This is a genomic window from Streptococcus sp. 27098_8_86 (genome assembly GCF_041432595.1).
Taxonomy (GTDB): domain Bacteria; phylum Bacillota; class Bacilli; order Lactobacillales; family Streptococcaceae; genus Streptococcus; species Streptococcus pneumoniae_F.
The window spans coordinates 306,011-325,947 of sequence record NZ_JAPVZW010000001.1 but is presented as its reverse complement, the minus strand read 5'-3'; the positions used below and the strand labels follow the sequence as shown (position 1 = coordinate 325,947).

The 19,937-nt window shown below is 38.8% G+C and carries 19 protein-coding genes and 1 pseudogene; 15 read left to right on the top strand and 5 right to left on the bottom strand.

The window, feature by feature from the left end; genetic code table 11:
- The first annotated feature begins 17 nt into the window (after positions 1–17).
- From O3616_RS01490 to O3616_RS01460, 7 genes are all read left to right on the top strand, one after another.
- Complete coding sequence (locus tag O3616_RS01490; RefSeq protein ID WP_371637890.1) at positions 18–1,025, top strand: ABC transporter substrate-binding protein; 1,008 nt, start codon at positions 18–20, stop codon at positions 1,023–1,025.
- A complete protein-coding gene (locus O3616_RS01485) occupies positions 1,025–1,753 on the top strand; it encodes an ABC transporter ATP-binding protein (protein WP_371637889.1) in 729 nt (242 codons plus the stop codon). The genes O3616_RS01490 and O3616_RS01485 overlap by 1 nt, the downstream gene beginning before the upstream one ends.
- Positions 1,754–1,871: 118 nt before the next feature.
- Entirely contained in the window at positions 1,872–2,330 is a 459-nt protein-coding gene (locus O3616_RS01480; protein WP_265471637.1) for a CtsR family transcriptional regulator, read from the top strand.
- A 1-nt stretch (position 2,331) separates the two neighbouring features.
- Positions 2,332–4,764, top strand: coding sequence for an ATP-dependent Clp protease ATP-binding subunit (locus tag O3616_RS01475; RefSeq protein WP_371637888.1), 2,433 nt, complete (start codon positions 2,332–2,334; stop codon positions 4,762–4,764).
- Positions 4,765–4,910: 146 nt separating this feature from the next.
- Positions 4,911–5,969: an AAA family ATPase gene (locus tag O3616_RS01470; RefSeq protein ID WP_371637887.1), complete on the top strand. Its 1,059-nt coding sequence runs from the start codon at positions 4,911–4,913 to the stop codon at positions 5,967–5,969.
- Positions 5,970–5,978: 9 nt separating this feature from the next.
- Positions 5,979–6,758, top strand: coding sequence for a nicotinamide riboside transporter PnuC (gene pnuC, locus O3616_RS01465; protein ID WP_371637886.1), 780 nt, complete (start codon positions 5,979–5,981; stop codon positions 6,756–6,758).
- Position 6,759: 1 nt separating this feature from the next.
- Complete coding sequence (locus O3616_RS01460; RefSeq protein ID WP_371637885.1) at positions 6,760–7,533, top strand: NUDIX domain-containing protein; 774 nt, start codon at positions 6,760–6,762, stop codon at positions 7,531–7,533.
- Between the two features lie 72 nt (positions 7,534–7,605).
- On the opposite strand, the gene O3616_RS01455 is transcribed toward O3616_RS01460, so the two are convergent.
- Positions 7,606–7,836, bottom strand: coding sequence for a hypothetical protein (locus tag O3616_RS01455; protein ID WP_173254470.1), 231 nt, complete (start codon positions 7,834–7,836; stop codon positions 7,606–7,608).
- Between the two features lie 278 nt (positions 7,837–8,114).
- Between O3616_RS01455 and O3616_RS01450 the strand changes: the two genes are divergently transcribed.
- A complete protein-coding gene (locus O3616_RS01450) occupies positions 8,115–8,813 on the top strand; it encodes a hypothetical protein (RefSeq protein ID WP_371637884.1) in 699 nt (232 codons plus the stop codon).
- 126 nt (positions 8,814–8,939) lie between these two features.
- Positions 8,940–9,626, top strand: coding sequence for a YoaK family protein (locus tag O3616_RS01445; RefSeq protein WP_060627346.1), 687 nt, complete (start codon positions 8,940–8,942; stop codon positions 9,624–9,626).
- Between the two features lie 55 nt (positions 9,627–9,681).
- On the opposite strand, the pseudogene O3616_RS01440 reads toward O3616_RS01445, so the two are convergent.
- Positions 9,682–9,909 (bottom strand): annotated as a pseudogene (locus O3616_RS01440) (tRNA dihydrouridine synthase DusB); the annotation flags it as partial.
- Positions 9,910–10,038: 129 nt separating this feature from the next.
- Between O3616_RS01440 and O3616_RS01435 the strand changes: the two are divergent.
- The 6 genes from O3616_RS01435 to O3616_RS01410 all read left to right on the top strand — a co-directional run bounded on the left by O3616_RS01435 (position 10,039) and on the right by O3616_RS01410 (position 17,100).
- The gene (locus O3616_RS01435) at positions 10,039–11,799 is read left to right on the top strand and encodes an ATP-binding protein (RefSeq protein ID WP_060627347.1); all 1,761 of its coding nucleotides are present in this window, start codon (positions 10,039–10,041) and stop codon (positions 11,797–11,799) included.
- Positions 11,777–12,382, top strand: coding sequence for a response regulator transcription factor (locus O3616_RS01430; protein WP_049543233.1), 606 nt, complete (start codon positions 11,777–11,779; stop codon positions 12,380–12,382). The genes O3616_RS01435 and O3616_RS01430 overlap by 23 nt, the downstream gene beginning before the upstream one ends.
- Positions 12,383–12,480: 98 nt before the next feature.
- Positions 12,481–13,374 carry an AvrD family protein gene (locus O3616_RS01425; protein WP_049543232.1) on the top strand — a complete coding sequence of 298 codons (894 nt, stop codon included), beginning with the start codon at positions 12,481–12,483 and terminating at the stop codon, positions 13,372–13,374.
- Positions 13,374–14,150: an AAA family ATPase gene (locus O3616_RS01420; protein WP_033689554.1), complete on the top strand. Its 777-nt coding sequence runs from the start codon at positions 13,374–13,376 to the stop codon at positions 14,148–14,150. Before O3616_RS01425 ends, O3616_RS01420 begins: the two co-directional genes overlap by 1 nt.
- Positions 14,151–14,158: 8 nt before the next feature.
- Positions 14,159–14,836, top strand: a complete 678-nt coding sequence (locus tag O3616_RS01415; protein WP_033689553.1) for an ABC transporter ATP-binding protein — start codon at positions 14,159–14,161, stop codon at positions 14,834–14,836.
- A complete protein-coding gene (locus O3616_RS01410) occupies positions 14,833–17,100 on the top strand; it encodes an ABC transporter permease (protein ID WP_060627348.1) in 2,268 nt (755 codons plus the stop codon). Before O3616_RS01415 ends, O3616_RS01410 begins: the two co-directional genes overlap by 4 nt.
- Positions 17,101–17,442: 342 nt before the next feature.
- On the opposite strand, the gene O3616_RS01405 is transcribed toward O3616_RS01410, so the two are convergent.
- From O3616_RS01405 to hslO, 3 genes are read right to left on the bottom strand one after another with little or no spacing between them, the layout of a single operon-like run.
- Positions 17,443–17,994 (bottom strand): cysteine hydrolase family protein, encoded by a 552-nt coding sequence (locus O3616_RS01405; RefSeq protein ID WP_033689549.1) that lies wholly within the window; start codon positions 17,992–17,994, stop codon positions 17,443–17,445.
- A gap of 1 nt (position 17,995) precedes the next feature.
- Positions 17,996–18,976 carry a tRNA dihydrouridine synthase DusB gene (gene dusB, locus O3616_RS01400; protein WP_000183308.1) on the bottom strand — a complete coding sequence of 327 codons (981 nt, stop codon included), beginning with the start codon at positions 18,974–18,976 and terminating at the stop codon, positions 17,996–17,998.
- Positions 18,963–19,835: an Hsp33 family molecular chaperone HslO gene (gene hslO / locus O3616_RS01395; protein ID WP_031227923.1), complete on the bottom strand. Its 873-nt coding sequence runs from the start codon at positions 19,833–19,835 to the stop codon at positions 18,963–18,965. Before hslO ends, dusB begins: the two co-directional genes overlap by 14 nt.
- Positions 19,836–19,937: the final 102 nt, after the last annotated feature.

Below are 19,937 nucleotides of genomic sequence, written 5' to 3'. Positions count from 1 at the left end.
GAAAAGAGGAAATCAAAATGAAGAAAACATGGAAAGTGTTTTTAATGCTTGTGACAGCTCTTGTAGCTGTTGTGCTTGTGGCCTGTGGCCAAGGAACTGCTTCTAAGGACAACAAAGAAGCAGAACTCAAGAAGATCGACTTTATCCTAGACTGGACACCAAATACCAACCACACAGGGCTTTATGTTGCTAAAGAAAAAGGCTATTTCAAAGAAGCTGGAGTGGATGTTGATTTGAAATTGCCACCAGAAGAAAGTTCTTCTGACTTGGTTATTAACGGAAAGGCACCATTTGCAGTCTATTTCCAAGACTATATGGCTAAGAAATTGGAAAAAGGCGCAGGAATCACTGCCGTTGCAGCTATCGTAGAGCACAATACATCAGGAATCATCTCTCGTAAATCTGACAATGTAGCTAGTCCAAAGGACTTGGTTGGTAAGAAATACGGAACTTGGAATGACCCAACTGAACTTGCTATGTTGAAAACCTTGGTAGAATCTCAAGGTGGAGACTTTGAGAAGGTTGAAAAAGTACCAAATAACGACTCAAACTCAATCACACCGATTGCCAATGGCGTCTTTGATACTGCTTGGATCTACTACGGTTGGGATGGTATCCTTGCTAAATCTCAAGGTGTAGATGCTAACTTCATGTACTTGAAAGACTACGTCAAGGAATTTGATTACTACTCACCAGTTATCATCGCAAACAACGACTACCTCAAAGACAACAAAGAAGAAGCACGCAAAGTCATCCAAGCTATCAAAAAAGGCTACCAATATGCTATGGAGCATCCAGAGGAAGCAGCTGATATCCTCATCAAAAATGCACCTGAACTCAAGGAAAAACGTGACTTTGTCATCGAATCTCAAAAATACTTGTCAAAAGAATACGCAAGCGACAAGGAAAAATGGGGGCAATTTGATGCAGCTCGCTGGAATTCCTTCTACAAATGGGATAAAGAAAATGGTATCCTTAAAGAAGACTTGACAGACAAAGGCTTTACCAATGAATTTGTGAAATAATGACAGAAATTAGACTAGAACACGTCAGTTATGCCTATGGTCAAGAGAGAATTTTAGAGGATATCAATCTGAAAGTGACTTCAGGTGAAGTGGTTTCTATCCTAGGCCCAAGTGGTGTAGGAAAGACCACCCTCTTTAATCTGATCGCTGGAATTTTAGAAGTTCAGTCAGGGAGAATTGTCCTTGATGGTGAAGAAAATCCTAAGGGGCGCGTGAGTTATATGTTGCAGAAGGATCTGCTCTTGGAGCACAAGACGGTGCTTGGTAATATCATTCTGCCCCTCTTGATTCAAAGAGTGGATAAGGCAGAGGCCATTGCTCGCGCGGATGAAATTCTTGCGACCTTTCAGTTGACAGCTGTAAGAAATAAATACCCTCATGAACTCAGTGGTGGGATGCGCCAGCGTGTAGCCTTACTCCGAACCTACCTTTTCGGGCACAAGCTCTTTCTCTTAGATGAAGCCTTTAGCGCCTTGGATGAGATGACCAAGATGGAACTCCACGCTTGGTACCTTGAGATTCACAAGCAGTTGCAATTGACGACCCTGATTATTACGCATAGTATTGAGGAGGCCCTCAATCTCAGCGACCGTATCTATATCTTGAAAAATCGCCCTGGGCAGATTGTTTCAGAAATTAAACTAGATTGGTCTGAAGATGAGGACAAGGAAGTTCAAAAGATTGCCTACAAACGTCAAATCTTGGCAGAATTAGGCTTAGATAAGTAGAAAAATAGGGAGTTGGTGAAGATTATCCTTTACCAGCGCCCTTTTTCTTTTAAAAATGAGAAAATTTCGGTATAATAGTCAAAGATAGTCAAGGTTTAAAGAGAGAGGTGGGTTTGTAATGAGATTTAAAAATACATCGGATCATATTGAGGCCTACATCAAGGCGATTTTAGATCAATCTGGAATTGTGGAGTTGCAACGGAGTCAGTTGGCCGATACTTTTCAGGTTGTTCCTAGTCAGATTAACTATGTGATCAAGACACGCTTTACGGAAAGTAGAGGCTACTTGGTTGAAAGTAAGCGTGGTGGCGGAGGCTACATTCGTATAGGACGGATTGAGTTTTCTAGTCATCATGAAATGCTCAAGGAGCTGCTTTACTCAATTGGTGAGCGGGTCAGTCAAGAAATTTATGAGGATATTCTACAGCTTTTGGTTGAGCAGGAATTGATGACCAAGCAGGAGATGAATTTGCTAGTATCAGTAGCTTTGGATCGCGTTCTAGGAGAAGAGGCTCCAGTTGTTCGAGCTAATATGCTACGACAGGTCATACAAGAGGTAGATAGAAAAGGGAAGTAAGATGAACTATTCAAAAGCATTGAATGAATGTATCGAAAGTGCCTACATGGTGGCTGGCCATTTTGGAGCTCGTTATCTAGAGTCTTGGCACTTGTTGATTGCCATGTCCAATCACAGTTATAGTGTGGCAGGGGCAACTTTAAATGATTATCCATATGAGATGGACCGTTTAGAAGAGGTGGCTTTGGAACTGACTGAAAGGGACTATAGCCAGGATGAAACCTTTACGGAATTGCCGTTCTCCCATCGTTTGCAGGTTCTTTTTGACGAAGCAGAGTATGTAGCGTCAGTGGTCCATGCTAAGGTGCTAGGGACGGAGCACGTCCTCTATGCGATTTTGCATGATGGCAATGCCTTGGCGACTCGTATCTTGGAGAGGGCTGGTTTTTCATATGAAGACAAGAAAGATCAGGTCAAGATTGCTGCCCTTCGTCGAAATTTAGAAGAACGTGCAGGTTGGACGCGTGAAGATCTCAAGGCTTTACGCCAACGCCATCGTACAGTAGCTGATAAGCAAAATTCTATGGCTAATATGATGGGCATGCCCCAGACTCCGAGTGGTGGTCTCGAGGACTATACGCATGATTTGACAGAGCAAGCGCGTTCTGGCAAGTTAGAACCAGTCATCGGTCGGGACAAGGAAATCTCGCGTATGATTCAAATCTTGAGCCGAAAGACTAAGAACAACCCTGTCTTGGTTGGGGATGCTGGTGTCGGGAAAACAGCCTTGGCGCTTGGGCTCGCTCAGCGTATTGCTAGTGGTGACGTGCCTGCGGAAATGGCTAAGATGCGCGTGTTAGAGCTTGACTTGATGAATGTCGTTGCAGGGACACGCTTCCGTGGTGACTTCGAAGAACGCATGAACAATATCATCAAGGATATTGAAGAAGATGGCCAAGTCATCCTCTTTATCGATGAACTCCACACTATCATGGGTTCTGGTAGTGGAATTGACTCAACTCTGGATGCGGCCAATATCTTGAAGCCAGCCTTGGCACGTGGAACTTTGAGAACGGTTGGTGCCACCACTCAGGAAGAATACCAAAAACACATCGAAAAAGACGCAGCCCTTTCTCGTCGTTTCGCCAAAGTAACGATTGAAGAGCCAAGTGTGACTGACAGTATGGCCATTTTGCAAGGCTTGAAGGCGACTTATGAGAAACATCACCGGGTGCAAATCACAGATGAAGCGGTTGAAACAGCCGTCAAGATGGCTCATCGTTACTTGACCAGTCGTCACTTGCCAGACTCTGCTATCGATCTCTTGGATGAGGCAGCAGCAACAGTGCAAAATAAGGCTAAGCATGTAACAGCAGACGATTCAGGTTTGAGTCCAGCTGACAAGGCCTTGATGGATGGTAAGTGGAAACAAGCTGCTCAACTAATCGCAAAAGAAGAGGAAGTGCCTGTTTATAAAGACTTGGTGACAGAGTCTGATATTTTGACCACCTTGAGTCGCTTGTCAGGTATCCCCGTTCAAAAACTGACTCAGACTGATGCTAAGAAATACTTAAACTTGGAAGCTGAACTGCACAAACGTGTCATCGGTCAAGATCAAGCTGTTTCAAGCATTAGCCGTGCCATTCGCCGCAACCAGTCAGGGATTCGCAGTCATAAGCGTCCGATTGGTTCCTTTATGTTCCTAGGGCCTACAGGTGTCGGTAAGACCGAATTGGCCAAGGCTCTGGCAGAAGTTCTTTTTGATGACGAATCAGCCCTTATCCGCTTTGACATGAGTGAGTATATGGAGAAATTCGCAGCCAGTCGTCTCAACGGAGCTCCTCCGGGCTATGTGGGTTATGAAGAAGGTGGGGAGTTGACCGAGAAGGTTCGCAACAAACCATACTCTGTTCTCCTCTTTGATGAGGTAGAAAAAGCCCACCCAGACATCTTTAATGTCCTCTTGCAGGTCTTGGATGATGGTGTCTTGACCGATAGCAAGGGCCGCAAGGTTGACTTTTCAAATACCATTATTATCATGACGTCAAATCTTGGTGCGACAGCCCTTCGGGATGACAAGACTGTCGGATTTGGGGCTAAGGATATTCGTTTTGACCAGGAAAATATGGAAAAACGCATGTTTGAAGAGTTGAAAAAGGCTTATAGACCGGAATTCATCAATCGTATTGATGAAAAGGTGGTCTTCCATAGTCTGTCTAGCGACCATATGCAGGAAGTGGTGAAGATTATGGTCAAACCTTTAGTGGCAAGTTTGGCTGAAAAAGGCATTGACTTGAAATTACAAACTTCCGCACTGAAATTGTTGGCAAATCAAGGATATGACCCAGAGATGGGAGCTCGTCCACTTCGCAGAACCCTGCAAACAGAAGTGGAAGACAAGTTGGCAGAACTTCTTCTTAAGGGAGATTTGGTGGCAGGCAGCACACTTAAGATTGGTGTCAAAGCAGGCCAGTTAAAATTTGATATTGCATAAAAATGGAGAATCAGGAGTAATCTTGATTCTTTTTTCGCAACGTTTTTATAAAAAATGATAAAAAACTATTGACAAAACAAAAATATAGTTTATAATAAAAACATAGATAATGAAAATATCAAAAAATATAAAAAGGTAATAGGTTTATGAAAAAGAAAACAGCAGTGGTATTTGGAACCTTTGCTCCGCTTCATCAAGGACATATCGATCTAATCCAGCGAGCGAAGCGGCAGTGTGACCGGGTCTGGGTTGTCGTTTCAGGCTATGAGGGAGATAGAGGGGAGCAGGTAGGCTTAACGCTTCAAAAAAGATTCCGCTATATCCGAGAGGCTTTTCGTGATGACGAGTTGACCTCGGTTTGTAAGTTAGATGAGACCAATCTTCCTCGTTACCCTATGGGTTGGCAGGAGTGGTTGGACCAAATGTTAGCGGAGATTTCTTATGATGAAACCCAGCAAGAACTAATCTTCTTTGTGGGAGAACGTGACTACGAGCAAGAATTATCTAATCGTGGTTTTGAGACTGTTTTGCAAGAAAGAAAATTTGGTATCTCAGCGACTATGATTCGAGAAAATCCAAGCAAATATTGGAAATATATTGCTCAACCCTTCCGACGTCAGTTTACAAAGAAAGTGTTGATTATGGGAAGTGCTAGCAATGGGAAGACAACTTTGGCCAAGGATTTGGCAAGGTATTACGATGCACCAGTCAGCCTGGAATACGCACGTGAGTACCAGATCAAAAACAATGTCCGCGATGATGAATTGACTCCAAAAGATTACTATTATCTTCTTTTGGGGCAGTATGACCAGACCTCTAAGTTAATTGACAGTAATGCCAATAGGGGACTGGTGATAGCAGATACCAACTCCTTAGTAACCAAGGGCTACTATGACTATTACATGGAGACTGAGGACCAAGGGGATTTATCAGGAGAGACTTTTGACAATCTTTTTGCCTCGATTTTAGCAAAGGAAAAATGGGACTTGATTCTCTTTGTACAACCTGTAGGCTCCTATGTCAATGACGGATTTAGAGATATGACCATGGCGGAAGACCATATTCGTCATAGTTTTTCACAACATTTGGATCAGATGAGGGAGCGCTACTTAGCAAACATTCCACTAGTTTATCTAGCAGAGGATTATCTAGGAAATTATGAAGCAGCAAAAGTGGCTATTGATGCCATTTACCAAGCAGATTAGGAGAAAATTATGAAAAAATTAACTGAAAAAATCACACAATTTATCGAAAACTTTAAAAATGTCCATGCGGAAGCCCGCAAGATCGGTTTTGCAGGAATCATGAACCTGCTCTGGAAAGATCTCTTTGTCGGCCGTAGCCTCTTCCAGTGGTTGTATCTCATTGTCCTGTCAAGTGTTCCCTTGATCTTGGAATTCACGCAAAATACAGAAAGTCATGACTTGATGAGCTTGTTTGCATCTTGGACTGGGATTGTCTGTGTTATCTTGGTAGCAGAAGGGCGTGCAAGCAATTATCTCTTTGGGGCCATTAACTCTGCTATCTATTTGGTTTTGGCTATGAATGCGACTTTTTATGGTGAAGTTTTGACGACCGTTTACTTCTTTGTCATGCAGCCGATTGGCCTCTATGCTTGGCTGTCCAACCGTATCAATGACCAAGGAAAAGCAGAAGAATCTCACTTTGAAGCTAAGAAATTATCTGTGCTTGACTGGCTCAAGTACTTGGCTTTGACTGCTATCATTTGGATTGGTATGGGCTTGGCATACCAAAGTATCCATAGTGCTCGCCCTTTCCGTGATAGTGTTACCGATGCGACCAATGGTGTTGGTCAGCTCTTGATGACACGTCTCTACCGTGAGCAATGGATTTTCTGGATTGCAACCAATCTCTTTAGTATTTACCTCTGGTGGGGTGAAAATATCCACATCCAAGGGATGTACTGGGTTTACACTCTCAATAGTCTAGTAGGTTGGTACCAATGGACTAAGGCAGTTCGTAAGGAGGCATAAAATGACGGACACGATGATTCCAGCTGGGATGACAGAAAAAGAATATTTTGAAATTCATGCCAGTCAGGAAGAGTTTTTAGATTGGTACTACAAGCAGGAACTTCCTCAATACGAAAAACCAAGTGTGACGGTGGATATGGTAGCCTACTGCTTTGTTGAAGGAAAGATCAAGCTCTTATTAATTCGCCGAAAGGCTCACCCTTATCAAAACTGTTTGGCCTTAGTTGGAGGCTTTATGGACAAGGGTGAAGATGCTGCGCATGCCTGTCAGCGTGAGGTGAGAGAAGAGGTTAACCTAGACCTCCCTTTAGAAAAAATTGAGCAATTGATGACCGTATCGACTCCCGGCCGTGACCCACGGGGCTGGACAGTGACCATTGCCCACTTGGTTTATTTGCCTAGTCGTGCATTAGAACTTGTTCAAGCAGGAGACGATGCCAAGAATGTCGTTTTCGTAGATGTCGATTTTCAGACAGGGAAATGCTACCTAGAGGGAGTAGAGTTGGAGGAGCAAGCTTTCGCTTTTGATCATTATGCCATTATCCAAGAATCCATCAAACGAATCCAAGGACGCCTCGACTGGAATCCGACCTTCCTTTATCTGCTGGAGGAGGAGTTCACTGTCTATGAAGGGACTGAACTGGTCAATCTTATCAACCCCGGTCGTCCAATCGTCAGCAATAACTTTCTCGTAAAATACGGAGAATATGTAGAAGAAGTTGGACTCAAACGAGTGCCTAAAAAGAAACCAAGAAAAACCTATCGATTGAAATAAAAAACGAGGTCGGGAAAAGTTCCCGATCTCTTTATTTGCCTTTATTAGTTTGATTTGCTGTTGCGACTGTTTTTAGGGATGGCTCTTTTTCTTAGAATTGCTCATGATGCGAATGAATAAATCTTTGTATTTATATTTTAAATAGGTTTCGTGTAAATACAATAAAGCTACGTAGGCAATCATAAAAACGATAGTTAAGAAGAACAAATCAAATGTTGTTTGAGCGTAATGAGTAGCTCCCCCGTAAGAAGCGAAAGCATCTAAAATCACCCAAGGCAGATACTTGTAATACTTATTTAGCATAAGAGTGCACCTCCTATATTCTATTTCAATGTTATTATATTCCTTTGTACTTAAAGTTTTAAGCGATTACACAAAAACAAATTCGAATGTTTAACAGGAAAATCTCCTGTTTTTCTGTTTTATTACGAATAGAAGAGTAGGAGGAGTAAATGTATCTAAATGATGTAAGATTTTTAAAATAGTTTAGATAAATTGTTGACATATTTAATCCCCAATGTTACAATTATATTACAAAAAGATTTCTTTATATTTCTAAAATATTACAAAGGAGTAGAAAAATGAAAAAGAAAACCCATATCAAATTGATGACAGCAACTGTATTGGCTTCTACCTTGCTATTAGGAGCTTGTGGAAATAAAAAGGAAACAACTCAAGCAAGCGGTTCTGCTAAGACAAGCCAATCATCAAGCTCTAAAGCAGCTTCTGCTAGCAAAGAAAGCAAGACTCAGAAGTCCTCAAGTTCAGCTTCATCTGAAAAGGCTAAGGAATCTACTGATCAATCTTCAGCAACTGCAACGCCATCACAAGCGGCACCTGCACCAGAGCAAAGACAAGGTCAAGAAGTGGCTAATCAACAGGCAGCTAGTCAACAAACTCCTGCTCAGACTCCTTCAACTCAACAAGCTCCTCAAGCCCAGTCTAACCAATCAAGCTATGATCCTACAACTGACCGCAAACTTCAAGACAAGCAAGCAGAGCAAAATAAACGCTACAAGGGTGTTTTAACCATGGTAGATGGTGATTTCTCAGCTGCAGCGGGCAATTGGAAGGGAGCCAATGGCGAAACCATCACAGTTTCATCAGGTGGTCAATTTACAGTAGAATCTGCAGATGGAAAGAAAGAAAATTACTCTATCAAAGGCTATTCTTATACTCTTGATGATGGTAAGTATAATGCCAAAATTGGTGGAGGAAAAGTCATCCAAATTACAACAGGAGCGGATGGTAAGGTTTCCAGTGTTGCTTTGAGTCAATAATAAAATTTGGTGCTTTAACTTTTACTAGAAATCGTGCTGTAAAAGAGTGAGCCAACTGTTTTTCACTTAGTTTCTCCAAGAGAAAGTGGTATAATAAAAAAATCAAAGGAAAACGAGTGATAATACATGGCGGACAAATTAATCTTACCTCAAAACACACGACTGATGGGAGTATTTCTTGGATTTGTAGGTGGTTCTTTGGATGTGTTTTGCCATATTCAATACCATAGTTTGGTAGCGACACAGACAGGGAATATTCTCCTACTTATATCTGATTGGCATGACTCAAATGTTATTAATACGATGCTACGATTCTGCTCAATTATCTTCTTTTCTCTAGGATTTCTGTTTGCCCTACACATGAAAGAATACCGCAAAACGGCCTACTGGCGGGTTAAGATGTTGCTTCCTTTATTTATTGGGACACTTATTTTGCCTTTCTTTTCACGATTTCCTCTATTAGAAGTTCCTTTCATCGCTTTTGGAACAGGAATGATGATGCTAACATTTACAGGTAGCTTGATTGAAGATCATCCCTATGTCATTTTTATGACGTCTGGAAATTACCGAAAGATGTTGACCGCTTTGTATCGCATTGCTAGAAGAGAAGGAAATATCCAAGAATACCGTCGTCAAGCCTTAAATTATGGGATTGTTGTGGGAAGTTTCATAGTGGGGGCAATCAGCTTGGCTGTATTGATGCATTTTCTTCATGAATGGTCTGTTTGGATTATCAGTATCAACTTGTTTTTGATTATGTCCTACTATATAGCTAGAGTGAAGCAATTAGATTTACAAGATGAAAACATATAAAAAACGGCAAGATTCTTTTTGAGCTTTGCCGTTTTTGTGAGTTGTAGATGTGAGACTATGCTTTCTCCAATTGCAAGAGGGCTTCAATTTCTGCCAAAGTGCTAGCTTGTGAAATGGCTCCACGGAGTTTAGCTGCACCAGATGTTCCACGAAGGTAGTGAGGAGCGAGTCCACGGAATTCACGAACTGCGACGTTTTCTCCTTTGAGGTTAATCAAGCGTTTCAAGTGTTCGTAGGCGATTTTCATCTTATCTTCAAAGGTCAAATCAGGTAGGATTTTACCTACTAGAAGATTGTATCAGTTATATTTCGAAAGAAAAAAGAATAAATTTAACTATAAAACCTGTTTTATTGAATGAAAAAATGGTAGAATAAACATCAATATCAAGTGAAATGTGGAGTGTTGCAAACAATGAAGTCAAAAATGTTTCGATTTTATTTTGTTTTGTTATTTATTTTCTTTTTTTATTTTTCGTTTTCAATATTTAACCGAACGTACAGTGGAATCACCGTAGATAAACATGATAATGAGTGGATAGTTAGACAAGTCCATAATCTGGGAAGCTTTGCAAATCATCAAGAGATAATAGGGTCATCAATTATACAAATAGACGGTCAGAGTCCAGATAGTAATTTCTTATTATCTCGATTTTTAATTGTTGAACCGCTTCATTCTGTGACAGTGTTAGATAGAGGAATTTCAAAGAATTTAATAATAGAATCTGGGAAATCAAGCCAAATTATCTTTCTTGTTTTATCAATCATTGCTTTTCTGATTCTACTGTTATTTCGCTTATACATAAAAGGGAGAAGTAGAGGAAAAACTGGAAAACGATATTTTTATTTTATTATTTATACTAGTCTGATGTTATTATCGATTATTCCATCAAGTATAGGAGATGTATTTGGTCGTAGTCTATTAATTTCATACTTGACTTTATTTCCATTATTCATGGATATTTTCATTAGAGTGTTAGTCCTGAAGATAAAAGGTTCAACCATTTCTAACTTTTCTCGTATTATACTGGGCTATTCACTCATCACTCAACTTTTGTTTGTTTATAATCTTATACAGCCCATTGATTTTTTGACTATCTTTTTTTCTAGGGGGGTATTTTATTTAGTATTTTTCTTTTTAGTTATCCTGCTGTTAAAGATGCTTATAAGTTACTCTCAGATAAGAGAAATGTTGCCAATTCATACCTTATTTTTAGCAGTTCTTGCCTTATTTCCTCTATTTTTTGGATATATTTTTCCGATTGGTAAGGAAGTTTCGTTTATTTATAGTATTCCTCTATTGTTGCTTATTTTGTTCTCTATTGTAAATAACTTGATACTAGAGCGAATGATATATGTTGCTTGGAAGTGGAACCCGTTCATATATAACTTGATATTTGCCGTTTTTTTTACTAGTTTAATTATTCTTTTTAGTCTGTTATTAAGAGAATTTTCTCCAATTTTTTTCGTTCTTTACACTTTTCTTTTTTCGCTAGCTTTGTTACCTGAAATAAGAAAAATGATGTTGATTAGTCATAAAATGGAGGGAATCTTTAGTAGTTTTCATACTTTTGTAGCTACTGAATTGGAGAGGGAAGAAATTGCAACGTTTATACATGATACTACAATTCAGAAGGTTATTTATTATAAAAAGCAGTTAGAAATTAGTGAACAAATTAATAGGGTAGCTTTATTAGAGATGTTGGATGATATTGTCTTTGAATTAAGAGATTTATGTTCCAATATCTATCCCTTAATGGTGCATGAATTAGGGCTGAAAGAATCTATTACTAGCATATTAAACCAATTCATGAAGATGGAAACTGTTTCGATTATGACAACTTTTTCAATAGATGAAGAAAAAGTTAATGATAAAGTGGGCACGTTTATATTAAGGACAGTTAAAGAACTAGTAAATAATAGTATTCTTCATGGGAATGCTAGAGAAATTGCTGTAGATTTATCTACAAAAGAAAAGATTTTATCAATTGTAGTTATAGATGATGGTATTTTTAAGGGAAACTATCAGTCTAATGAATATCATTTTGGTTTAAATAGAATTGTAGAGAAGGTTCATTTATTGGGGGGAACTGTTCAGATAAATATAGAACCTACAAGTGTGAAGATACGAATACCTATAGAAGGGAAGAAAAATGATTCGTTTGGTTTTGATTGATGATCACAGTTTAGTATTACAAGGATTGGAGAACTATTTTTTAAAGGAAGATGACTTTAAAATTGTTGGTTCCTATACAGAAGTAGCAGATTTATTTCTTTGTCTCAAGCATGAAAAGGTAGATGTGCTAGTTATGGATTTTATGCTGAAAGGAGTAACGGCATTTGATGTTATTAGTCAAATAAATAGATTTCTGAATACAGTTCCCAAGATAGTTCTTTTATCAGGATTTTATGACACTTTGTTACATAAGAGAGCGATGGACTTTGGGATTCAAGCTTTTTTACCCAAAGAAAGTTCTTATTTGGATGTTAAAAGTGCAATTTATGCTGTTTATAAGGGCAATCATGTTATCCCAGATGGTTTGTTAGAAAAGCAAGAAAATAATCTATTGACAGATACGGAGTTAAGTGTATTGGAACTTATTGTAAAAGAATATTCTAATGAAAAGATAGCAAATAGTTTATTTGTCAGCAGGAGAACAGTAGATACCCATGTTTCAAATATTTGTTCAAAGTTGGGAGTGACGAGTAGAGTTGGAGCTGTACGTGAGGCTATTCGATTAAATCTAGTGTCTTTATAATTTTATCCTAAAAAGGCAAGAAGGTTTTCGTAAATTACGGATTCTTTCTTGTCTTTTTTTGTTTAATATAGAGTAAGTTTAACAGATTGGAGAAGGATATGCTAACAGTAGATTATTTACTTGGAGACAATAAAAATCGCTATTTTGGTAGAGGACATAAGAGAACGATTTATGAAGTTAAGTTGAAAAATATTTTAGAAGGGGTTGGGTCTCTTCATCAAGAAGGTTTGTGGTCTAGTAAACAATCTGAAATTATACAGCAGCACCTGAGTACATTAGATGGAATAGTATTAGCACATTTATTTGGAAGTGAAATACTGAAAAGAATGGGAGTGAGCTTAAATCAGTATAGGTTAAGCCATTTTGAGATAAAGTCAGGGATAAAAGCTATAGAAGAATTGGTAAATTTAAAATTAGAATTACAAAATTTCAAAATGACGAACCAAGTAATTGAATTTGATTGCTTGGTAATGGATATGAAAGTTTGTTTAGGATATCAATTATTAGAATGTATGGAAAATGTAGCTGCTATAGGAGAACAAGGTAGAGATTTTTTATCAACTCATTTGAGAGATAGACAACATGATATATACGATGTTGAGTTTTCAGATAGTAGTATATCTTGTAAAGCAGAGCAAGTATTGATCAAAGATATTGAATATAGTGGTGTAGGTAGTCTAGAAAAGAATTATTATAGTTTGTTAGAACTTCTGATTATTTTTTCTCAAATGGCAGAGATGTTGGCCTACCATATAGAAGAGATATCTCGAGAAGAGAGCAATACCATGTGGATGAAGCAAGTGAGTGCAGACTTGAATTCACCAATTTTGAACGGAGTAGTAGAGCTTAGTGGTAGTGTTTCAAAAAATAGATTATTAAAAATTAGAGAAGAGTATTGGAAAGTCTACGAAATGTCCGGATATGATATAGATCATAAGGTAGTCTTTAAAAGTAAAATAGCTCAAAAATTACCTGATGGAGGGGGACAGTGATGGGAAATAGAGAATTAAGGTTAGTCATATCAGGAACTTATTCTACAGGTAAGACAACAACTGCTACAGCTCTTTCGATTGCAACGGGACTTCCCTTAATTGACGCTTTATCTGCGAGGGAAATTTTGACAGATTTATATCCTGGCAGAAGATTTCAGGATATGTCATCAACCGAATTAATGGCACTAGGGCTAAAGCGTTTTGAAGAGAGAATTCGTACGGAAGGAATTTTATACAAGGAACATGGAAGTTTTCTATCAGATGGTTCAGTATTGAATGAATGGATTTACGGGACTGTTCGAATGAGGGTAGGAATTAACCCAGGATCAGCATTCATTCATCGATTGATGAAATCTATTTTAGGTATTCCAGGTCGACGATTTTTCAAAAAATATTTGACTGCCTATGGGGTTGTCTCTAAGAATCATGCGAAATTGTGGTATACAGATGTTGTTCATTTACCAGTAGAGTTTGCAATGGATCCAGATGGGCATAGACCAGTATCTGAAGAGTATCGAAATTTATCAGATGAGGAATTATATGAAGCTTATAGGAATTTAGGTATAACACCTTATTGTGTAAAAGGTAGTCAGAAAGAACGGTTAAATCAGATCATTCAACATTATAGGTTGCCAATAGTTGTTCCAGTAGATGAGGCTATTTCCTTAGCTGAAAAGGTTATACGAGAAAACAGGGAAGCGGTATCTAAACGTATCATAGAGCAGTATGAAGAGCCTACATTAAAGGAAAAAATAAAATTTATGACAAGATATTAGGAGTATGTATGATTCAGTTTCAAAATGTTAGTAAGATTTATAAGGTGGGGGAGCAAGAAGTTCGTGCTTTAGATCAAGTTAGTTTTTCCATTGAGAAAGGGAAATTTACAGTTATTTTAGGTCCATCAGGTTCAGGGAAAAGTACGTTACTAAATTTACTTGGTGGGATGGATCGTGCGACATCGGGAACCTTTATATTTGATGAGGAACTAGTAACAAAATTTACAGACAAGGAATTATCTGCTTATCGAAAAGATAAAATTGGTTTTGTTTTTCAATTTTATAACTTAGTTCCAAGTTTAACAGCCAAGGAGAATATAGGTATTGCAGCAAATTTAGTGAAAAACAATAAAGAAATTGATATGTATTTAGATCAAGTTGGTTTACTTCATAGAAAAAATAATTTTCCTAATCAACTTTCTGGAGGTGAAATGCAACGTGTATCAATTGCAAGGGCATTGGCTAAAGAGCCTAGTCTATTATTGTGTGATGAACCTACAGGAGCGTTAGATTCAAAGACAGGCGATAGTATTTTAACTTTATTGAAGGAAGTTTCTAGAAATGGGAATGCTGCAGTTGTAATGGTTACACACAATAGAGAGTTTGCTAAATTTGCAGATCGAGTTATATATTTGAAAGATGGAAGTATTGAAAAAATAGAGAATAATGAAGAGGTGTTGGGATGAGGTATCTTCATATAAAATTATTAAGAGATCTCCGGCAAAATTGGCAACAATTTTTCTCTGTTTTTCTGATGTCTCTATTAAGTGTATTAATCTTTGTAGGTCTACAAGGAGCTTGGCATGGACTTGAAAAGAGTCTAGAGAGTTATTTGAAACAATCTGAACTTCCTGTTGTTTGGGTTCAAGCGAGACAGATTGCTGAATCAAAAATCAAGCAGGTTGAACAATTATCTTCTGTTGAAAAAGTTGTCAGTAAAAAGAAAGGCTTTGCTAATATTGTTCGTTTAGACAAGACTGACGGACGAATCAATCTTGAAACGATTACAGATAATCAACTGGTTACAGTAACAGAAGGAAGTCCTTTTTCTGAGGGAAAACAAGATTCGATTTGGATTGATGGGAATTATGCGAAGAAGAATCATTTACAGATTGGAGATTCAATTTCTATTTCATCAAGGGGGAAACAGATAGATTTAGAAATTGTAGGATTTGTTCAGGCAACAGATAAGATTTATTTTACAGGTAGTATGGAATATATAGCTCCAAATCCTGACAATGATGCCTATGGTTATATTGCAGATAATGAAATTGCAAAAGGAATTCTGGGTTTATCGTCAGATAATGCCTTAGAAATTTATGGCTCTAAGATAGATTTGCGAGGAGATTTAGAGTCTATTTTTGGGGGCGATTTAGTTTCTTATCAAGATCAAAAAAGTTTAACTGAAATATCAGAAGCTACCGATCGAGTTGGGCAAATTAGAAACTTATCTTACTTATTTTCTTTTATCTTTATTTTGTTAGCTATTTTGGCTATGTTTACAACTATTCAGCGTTTGATTGATGGCCAAACAAAAGAGATTGCTGTATTAAAGGCTTTAGGTTTTTCAAATCAGGCTATCAGTTTACATTATATTTTATTTGGCTTAGTAGTGAGTTTATTAGGAAGTTTCACAGGATTTACTATATCTCCCTTGATGTCATGGTTTGTACTAGAAACTCAAAAGTCAATGTTTACACTTCCAAATTGGCAAATCTCTTATTCATCTTCATCAATAGTCGTTGGTATTGTAGTCATTATTATTTGTATTTTAGCTGCCTATTTAGCTTCTAGAGAGTCAGCTAGAGGCTTACCAGCAATATTTTTAAGAGGTAAAGAAAAAGTTGCTAAATCTGTCTTTGTGGAAAGATTTTCCTCTATCTGGCAACGGATTTCTTATCCTTCAAGATGGGCAATTCGGGATGCCTCGTTTAATCGTATTCGAGTTTTGATGGGAATCGTGGGAGTTGCAGGAAGTATGATGTTACTGATTGCTGGAATTGGTATGCCTGTGTCCATGAATCATCTTGTTGATAAGGCATATAATGAAGATTTTTCTTATTCAAAACGACTGACCGTAGCGGATTATACCACTTCTAAGTCCAGATATGGTGGGCAAGGTGTACAAATTTCACAAGCACATTTTAATCCAGATGATGGTTACAATCGTTTATTGATTATATTTGATGATGGAGATATGATTCAAGCAAAAACAGAGAGTGCTGATTCTTTGAAAGATGATGGTTTGTATGTAACTAGATCATTTGCCCGTTTAGCAGGTATTAAAGTCGGAGATTTTTTAAATGTGACTCCCTATCAAGATGGTCATACTTACAAGTTTGAAGTAAAAGGGATTGTCACAAGTGAAACCAATCAAGGGGCTTATCTTCATGCTAGAGTCTTTGAAAAAGCAGGGGGAGATTTTACTCCACATACTTTATTAGTTGGGCCGGAGGTGGACGAAGATACTATTAAGCAAGACAAAGGTGTTCTATCTGTCATTGAAAAAGGGAGCCAAGAAAAAAATGCCTATGATTTTGTATCTAGTTTGATGAGTGTATTTCTAATGATTATTGGCTTTGCTTTATTACTTGTTATTATTGTTCTATATAATCTAGGTTCTTTAAACTTTGTAGAGAGAATGAGAGACTATGCTACATTACAAGTATTAGGATTTTCTAATCAATATCTACAGATGGTAACTCTTTTTGAGACTATACTAACTACCTTTATTGGGTGGATAATAGGAATTCCTTTAGGCATATGGTTTTTGAAAGAATATGTAGCAACATTTTCGACGATTCGAATTGAGTATACCGCTTATGTCAGTATGTATGTCCTTGCTTCTGCTACGTTATTGGTTTGGTTTACATCTTTAGGGACTGCTTATTTTATTAGTCTTCGTATGAGAAAGATTGACATGATTAGTGCTCTAAAGGGGGTAGACTAGTATGGTCAGTTATGAGTGAATCTATAGACATTTATGAATAATTGTTAATCATCAGTTCTAATACTCAATGAAAATCAAAGAGCAAACTAGGAAGCTAGCCGCAGGCTGCTCAAAGCACTGCTTTGAGGTTGTAGATAGAACTGACGAAGTCAGCTCAAAACACTGTTTTGAGGTTGTGGATAGAACTGACGAAGTCAGTAACCATACCTACGGTAAGGCGATGCTGACGTGGTTTGAAGAGATTTTCGAAGAGTATAAGGTCCAAATTTATCTATTTGTGTTTCGGTTCACTGCATTACTGCATTCAAAATCCGTCAGCTCAATAAGAGTTGACGGATTATTTTATACTTGTACTTGGGTTAAAAATTCTTCTGTAGTAAGAATTTGAGCAAACTCATCTTGTAGAGAAAGGAGATTAATCTCATGGATAGTCTCAGGAGAGATGGTCTGACCGTTTTTGTTAGATAGGGTAAAACTGGCAGTGGCATCTGCTAGTAAAGTGACTTCAAAACCAAGATTTGCTGCCATTCGTGTCGTAGTGGATATACAATGAGGCAGAGTCAAACCAACAACGACTAAATGACAAATCTGTTTTTTTCGTAAATATGTTTCAAGATTTGTTCCAATAAAGGCGCTATTAACCGTTTTTTGAAAGACAGGTTCTGAGGTGATCGGTTCAAATCCACTTTTAAACACCTGATTTTGTTTGTTATGAAATTGCGACTGGGGATTGTCAGATATGTGTTGAACATGTAAGACTGGAAGAGCGTGTTTACGAAAGTACGCCAGTACCCTCAATGCTTGTTGTTCAGCTTGAGGGTTGTTCCGTTCTCCCCAGATAGGTCTATTAAATGCTTTTTGCATATCGATAATCAGTAGAGCAGTATGAACCATTTTAAGCCTTATCCAATTGTAAGAGGGCTTCAATCTCTGCTAGGGTGCTAGCTTGTGAAATGGCTCCACGAAGTTTGGCAGCACCAGATGTTCCACGGAGGTAGTGAGGAGCGAGTCCTCGGAATTCACGTACTGCAACATTTTCTCCCTTGAGATTAATCAAGCGTTTCAAGTGTTCGTAGGCGATTTTCATCTTATCTTCAAAGGTCAAATCAGGCAGGATTTCTCCTGTTTCAAAGTAATGGTTGATTTGGTTGAAGAGGTAAGGATTGCCCATAGCAGCTCGTCCAATCATGACAGCGTCAGCACCAACTTCTTCGATGCGTTGTTTGGCTTCTTGGACCGTACGGATGTCACCGTTAGCGATAAATGGAATCTTGGTCAAAGCTTGAGCGACCTTGTGAAGGGTCTCAAGGTCTGCGTGACCTGTATACATTTGCTCACGGGTACGACCATGCATGGCGAGGGCAGAAACGCCTGCAGCTTCAGCAGCGAGGGCATTTTCTACTGCAAGAGACGGGTCAGCCCAGCCTGTACGCATTTTGACAGTAAGGGGGATATCAAGGACAGATTGGACCTTGTTGATGATAGAGTAAATCTTATCTGGATCCTTGAGCCACATAGCGCCAGCTTCGTTCTTCACGATTTTGTTAACTGGGCAGCCCATGTTGATATCAACAATATCGGTTTTGGTGTTTTCTTGGATGAATTCTGCTGCGCGTGCTAGGCTGTCTTCATCACTACCAAATAGTTGGATAGAGACAGGGTTTTCGCCTTCATCGATATGAAGCATATGCAGGGTTTTTTCATTGTTGTATTGGATTCCCTTGTCAGAGACCATTTCCATGACAACGAGTCCAGCTCCGAGCTCTTTTGCGATAGTACGAAAGGCTGAGTTAGTCACGCCAGCCATGGGTGCTAAAACGGTACGATTGGGAATCTCAACATTGCCAATCATAAAGGGTGTATTAAGATTTGTCACGAATGAGTTCCTCCAGGTCGTTTTCATCAAAGTTATAAGTTGTTTGGCAGAATTGACAAGTGATTTCTGCCCCATGGTCTTCCTCTTTCATTTCCTGTAGGTCTGAACTTGGAAGGCTGGCAAGAGCGTTCATAAAGCGCTCATGGCTACAGTCACATTGGAAACGGATTTCTTCTTCAGAAAGACGCTTATAAGCCTCGTCACCGTAGATTGCCTTGAGGAGGGCTTCGATATGGTCGTCGCTTTCCAGAAGGGTTGAGATAGCTGGCATTTCTTGGATGCGTTTTTCAAAGCGAGCAATCTCTTCTTCCTTGGCTCCCGGCAAGACCTGAACTAGGAAACCACCCGCAACCTTGACCTTGTCTTCCTCGTCCAAAAGGACATTGAGGCCGACTGCAGAAGGCGTTTGTTGGCTTTCAGTCAGGTAAAAGGCAAGGTCTTCACCGATTTCCCCAGAAATGAGGGGAGTCATAGAGTTGTAAGGATTTCCAGTACCGTAGTCTGTGATAACGAGGAATTGGCCATTGCCGACAAAAGGTCCGACTAGGACTTCACCAGTTGCAGTCTTTTTGATGTCAACACCAGGATTTTGAACATAGCCTTTGACGTTCCCCTTGGTATCAGCAACGGTGATGATAGCACCTAGAGAGCTAGATCCCAGTACCTTCACTGTTAGTTTGGTATTGCCTTTTTCATTGGCTGCGAGAATCTGGCTAGCGATAAGAGTTCGACCAAGTGCTACAGTTGAGCTAGCTTGGGTTTGGTGTTTTTCTTGAGCAGTGCGGACTGTTTCTGTGCTGTCAAGGACAAAAGCACGAAAGGCTCCGCTTTCTGATATAGTTTTAATAATTTTATCCATAGCTACTATTTTAGCATAAAAATGCCCAAAGGGGGAGCCGTGTGTTTGCTGATTTTCAGGATAATGGACCAGGAAATCAGCATGAAAATAAAAAGAGAAACA